Below are 4,972 nucleotides of genomic sequence, written 5' to 3' on the forward strand. Positions count from 1 at the left end.
CATGTCGCGTAAAAAACTCTTTACACAAGCGCATTAAACCCGCCCTGAGCATATCACAGTGCACATTTTCAACTACAAACCTACCTCTCAGGCACTTACCGTAATAAAAATAATACATTACTTACACAGCTAAGCGTAGTCATACTAAAACATTTTGCCCGAAGCCGGCATTCTTACTTGCACAACTAAGTTGGTATCAGCCGCTACAGGTATAATTTTTAAAACTATGCCATTGAAAGTAAAACATATCATAACGTTCTTTTTTTTGCTCACGGGCAGTTTGCGCCTTCACGCACAGGATAGCACGCTGGTGGGCCAATCACTTAAATGGGATTTGGCCAAGTGTATTGACTATGCCAAAAAGAACAATATCCAGATCAATTCGCTGCGCCTGTCGCAGCAAACCAGCCAGCAGGAATATTTATTAGCCAAAGCCTCCCGCTTGCCCGATCTTTCTGCTACAGGTTCGCAAACTTTTGCCCACGGCAATAATTTCAGTAATGGCGATAACGGCAGGCATTCGGGCTATAACATTTCCGGATCGTATGGAGTAAGCTCGAATGTAACGCTTTACAACGGCAGTTACATCAATAACAACATCGCTCAAAAAAATCTGCAGGTACAATCAGCAAACCTGGGCATCCTTCAGCAGGAAAATGATATTATTTTACAGATAACCCAGGCTTACCTCACCGTACTGTTAGATAAGGAAACTATTATTTACAATACCGATCTGCTCAGCACAACCCAGGCACAGGTTAAATTGCAGCAACAACGGTACAATGTAGGCAGCGTGGCCCGTAAAGACCTGATCCAACTGCAGGCCCAGCAGGCAACTGATCAGTATACATTGGTAAACTCAAAAAATGCTGTACGCAACGATCTGCTTACCCTAAAGCAATTACTGGTATTACCGACAGATCTGAGTTTCGATATCATGCAGCCCGATACGGTAATTGCTCCAATCGACAGTATTTCCTCCTTCCGCGAAGCTGAGCAAACAGCCCTGCAAAACCGCCCGGAGGTTAAAAACGGTGAGTTAGGCGTTAAGATAGCACTGTTTGACGTGGAGAAAGCCAAAGCAGGTTACAAACCTACTATTACAGCAGGTGCATCGCTCAATACTGGATATGCCAACGGACAGGGCGTATCATTCGGCAACCAGATCAACAATAACTTTTACCAGCAACTGGGGCTTACCCTAGCCATCCCGATCTTTACCAAACGAGTGGTAAAAACGCAGGTTGAAGAAGCTAAGATCAGCGTAAAGCAATCACAGCTCGATCTCAAAAACACGAAGATCACCTTATCGCAAACTGTTGAGCGGGCTTACATTAACGTACAAAACGCACGCAGCCAGTTTGATGCTGCCGCCGAAGAATACAAATACAGCAAGGAAAGCTACCGCATTGCCAGCGAACAGCTTAAAGTTGGCGTAGCCAATACGGTTGATTTTTTATTGCAGAAAAACCTGTTTGTACAGGCACAACAATCATTTGTGCAGGCTAAATACAATGCCTTGCTCACATTAAAGATCTATGATTTTTACAGGGGGGTACCTATTACATTATAATACCGGTTTATCATGAAAAGCAGTTATAAAAAGATACTCATTATTGCAGGCATAGTGGTGGCACTGGTGCTCATCTGGTTCCTGTTCATCAGGAAAAAGGAAGAACCCATTGTGCTGCAAACTCAAAAGCCAGCTAAAGGCTATATAGCCCAGAGCGTAACCGCTACGGGCCGCATTGAGCCGGTTGATACCGTAACAGTAGGTACGCAGGTATCGGGCATTATTAAATATGTTTATGCCGATTTTAATTCGAAAGTTAAAAAAGGCCAGCTCATTGCCGAACTGGATAAGTCACTGTTGCAGGCCACTGTTGACCAGGCCAAAGGCACACTGCTCAATGCACAAAGCCAGCTGGTTTTTGCGCAAAACAATTTTGCAAGGCAAAACCTGTTATTTAAAACCGATGCTATCAGCAAGGCCGACTATGATACCGCCCTTAATACGCTGAACGCTGCAAAAGCCCAGGTTAAAAGCGCTGAGGCGCAGGTCCGCTCGGCCGAAAAGAATTTATCTTATGCGGATATCTATTCGCCCATTGATGGCGTGGTGCTTAACCGTAATGTGAGCGTGGGCCAAACCGTTGCGGCAAGCTTCAGTACCCCTACTTTGTTTGTGCTTGCCAAGGATATTACCAAAATGGAAGTTGAAGCCAATGTGGACGAAGCCGATATAGGCGATGTAAAAGCAGGCGAGCGGGCTTCATTTACTGTAGATGCTTTTATAAACGATCAGTTTGCCGGCACGGTGGAAGATATCAGGCTGCACCCTTCGGTATCTTCAAACGTGGTTACTTACACTACCATTATCAATGCCCCTAATGATGATATGAAACTGAAACCAGGCATGACCGCCAGCATTATCATCTACACAAAAGAAGTTAATAACGCCTTACTGATCCCGGCCAAAGCTTTGAGTTTTACACCTGATTCGGCATTGATGAAAGATTATGAGATAATAGGTAAGCTGGGGCACAAAAGTGGTAAAAAAAGAAGTAACGGTAAGGGAGGCAGCAGCGCCTCGGGCGGAGCAGGAAACGGCGGAGCTAATGATAACTCTCAAGCGCTCCATACTGCCAAAAGCCGTAAGGACAGCAGCGGTGTAAACAAGCAAACCGCCATTATATGGGTGTTACAGGGTAAAAAGATAGTTCGAAAAAAGATCCAGACAGGCTTAAATGACAATACTCAGGTTGAAGTACTATCGGGGTTAACAACCGATGATGATGTGATAACAGGTCTTACCGGCGGAGCTTCAGGCTCATCAACGGCGGCCGCTAAATCAACCGGCAGTCCGTTTATGCCGCAAAGACCGCGTGGCGGAGGAGGAGGTCGCCGGCAATGAGCAAGAAGATCTTAGATATCCGCGAGCTGAAACGTGAATTTCAGATGGGCAGCGAAACCGTACGGGCGCTTAAAGGGATTTCCTTTGAGGTTGAGGCCGGAGAGTTTGTAACCATTATGGGCAGCAGCGGTAGCGGTAAGACCACCCTGCTTAATATTTTAGGCTGTTTAGATAAACCTTCGATAGGCGATTATTTTTTGGATGGCGTAGATGTAAAAAAGCTATCGCGCGATGAATTGGCGCAACTTCGTAACCGTAAAATAGGTTTCGTTTTCCAGGCATATAATCTGCTTCCCCGAACATCGGCACTGGAGAACGTGGAACTGCCACTTCTGTACAACAAAGAGATCAGCGTAAGCGAGCGCCGCGAGAGGGCCATCCACGCGCTTGAAGCTGTAAAACTGGCCGAACGGCTTGATCATACACCAAGCCAGCTTTCGGGTGGGCAGCAGCAGCGTGTGGCCATAGCCCGGGCACTGGTGAATGAACCGGTAATGATCCTGGCCGATGAAGCAACGGGCAACCTGGATAGCCGCACATCCTACGAGATCATGTCATTAATGCAGGAGCTCAATTCACAGCAGGGAAAAACCATTGTGTTTGTAACGCACGAGCCTGATATAGCATCCTTCAGCAGCCGTACCATACAATTGCGCGATGGCAGGATCCAGAAGGATACCCCAAATGCCAATCAGCGATCTGCAAAAGAGGTGCTTGCAGGTTTACCCATTTCTGACGACTATTAAAGCGAAGCAACCATGAATTTATTTAACCTGATCCGGATAGCTTACAAAGCTCTGCAACGTAACAAACTGCGGGCCTTTTTAACCATGCTCGGTATCATCATCGGTGTGGCGTCGGTTATAGCAATGGTAGCCATTGGGCAGGGATCAAAACAAAGCATCCACGATCAGCTATCGAGTATGGGCTCAAACATGATCACTGTATTACCAAGCAGCAACCTCAATGGCGGTGTGCGCATTGCAGGTTCAAGCTTCCAAACGCTTACCCAAAAAGATATTACTGCCTTGCAAAAAGCGCAATACATAACGGAACTATCTCCTTCAATTACGTCTAAAGGGCAAGCCATTAACGGTGCGCTAAACTGGCCTACAACTATACAAGGTGTTAGCCCGGATTATTTGGATATCCGCAAGCTGAGTTTAAAAGACGGCATAGCCTTTACCGAGCAGGATGTGATGACCTCGGCCAAAGTTTGCTTGATAGGGCAAACGGTTATCGATAACCTGTTCCCTAACGGTGAAAACCCAATAGGTAAAGTGATCCGCTTTAACAAGATCCCTTTTCAGATCATCGGTATATTAAACCCCAAAGGGCAAAATGCTTTCGGACAGGATCAGGACGATATCCTGATAGCGCCTTATACCACTATCCAAAAAAGGATCCTGGCAACTATTTACTACCAGAATATCTATGCCTCGGCAGCAAACGAACAGGTGACTGATGCCGCAGTATCTGAAATGACCCAGATCCTCCGCGATTCGCACCGTTTACGCGACAGCGAGGATAACGACTTCACCGTTCGCACCCAGGCCGAGCTGATCAATACCCTGAGTTCAACCAGCGGCTTACTTACTGTACTCCTTACCGTAATTGCCGGGATCTCCCTGGTGATAGGCGGTATCGGCATCATGAATATCATGTACGTTTCGGTAACGGAGCGTACCCGCGAGATCGGCCTGCGCATGTCTATCGGGGCGAGGGGAAAAGATATCATGCTGCAATTTTTGATGGAGGCCATCCTGATCAGTATTACTGGTGGCATTATTGGCGTGGTACTGGGAATTGTTTCGTCAAACCTGGTCACGCTTACTTTATCATGGCCAACTATCGTATCAGAATCATCGGTGATGTTATCATTTGTGGTTTGTGCTATTACGGGGATCTTTTTTGGATACTACCCGGCGCAGAAGGCTGCAAGGCTTGATCCGATTGAGGCGTTGAGGTATGAGTAAAATATTATAATCGCCGGCCAGAGGCCGTGAGATAGTTGCCACTCGGCTGAGCCGAGCGGCGGCGAAGTGTTATAAAATTATG

The 4,972-nt window shown here is 46.6% G+C and carries 4 protein-coding genes; all 4 read left to right on the forward strand.

What is annotated here, in order from left to right:
• The first annotated feature begins 226 nt into the window (after window positions 1-226).
• The 4 genes from VF500_RS28735 to VF500_RS28750 are packed head-to-tail and all read left to right on the forward strand — an operon-like array spanning window position 227 to window position 4,890.
• Window positions 227-1,573 (forward strand): TolC family protein, encoded by a 1,347-nt coding sequence (locus VF500_RS28735; protein WP_330862947.1) that lies wholly within the window; start codon window positions 227-229, stop codon window positions 1,571-1,573.
• 12 nt (window positions 1,574-1,585) lie between these two features.
• On the forward strand, window positions 1,586-2,914 hold the full coding sequence (locus VF500_RS28740) for an efflux RND transporter periplasmic adaptor subunit (protein ID WP_330862948.1): 1,329 nt from the start codon (window positions 1,586-1,588) through the stop codon (window positions 2,912-2,914).
• The gene (locus VF500_RS28745; RefSeq protein WP_121234053.1) at window positions 2,911-3,660 is read left to right on the forward strand and encodes an ABC transporter ATP-binding protein; all 750 of its coding nucleotides are present in this window, start codon (window positions 2,911-2,913) and stop codon (window positions 3,658-3,660) included. Before VF500_RS28740 ends, VF500_RS28745 begins: the two co-directional genes overlap by 4 nt.
• A 12-nt stretch (window positions 3,661-3,672) precedes the next feature.
• Window positions 3,673-4,890, forward strand: coding sequence for an ABC transporter permease (locus VF500_RS28750; RefSeq protein ID WP_330862949.1), 1,218 nt, complete (start codon window positions 3,673-3,675; stop codon window positions 4,888-4,890).
• Window positions 4,891-4,972 lie beyond the last annotated feature (82 nt).

This window comes from Mucilaginibacter sp., from assembly GCF_036383575.1.
GTDB lineage: Bacteria > Bacteroidota > Bacteroidia > Sphingobacteriales > Sphingobacteriaceae > Mucilaginibacter.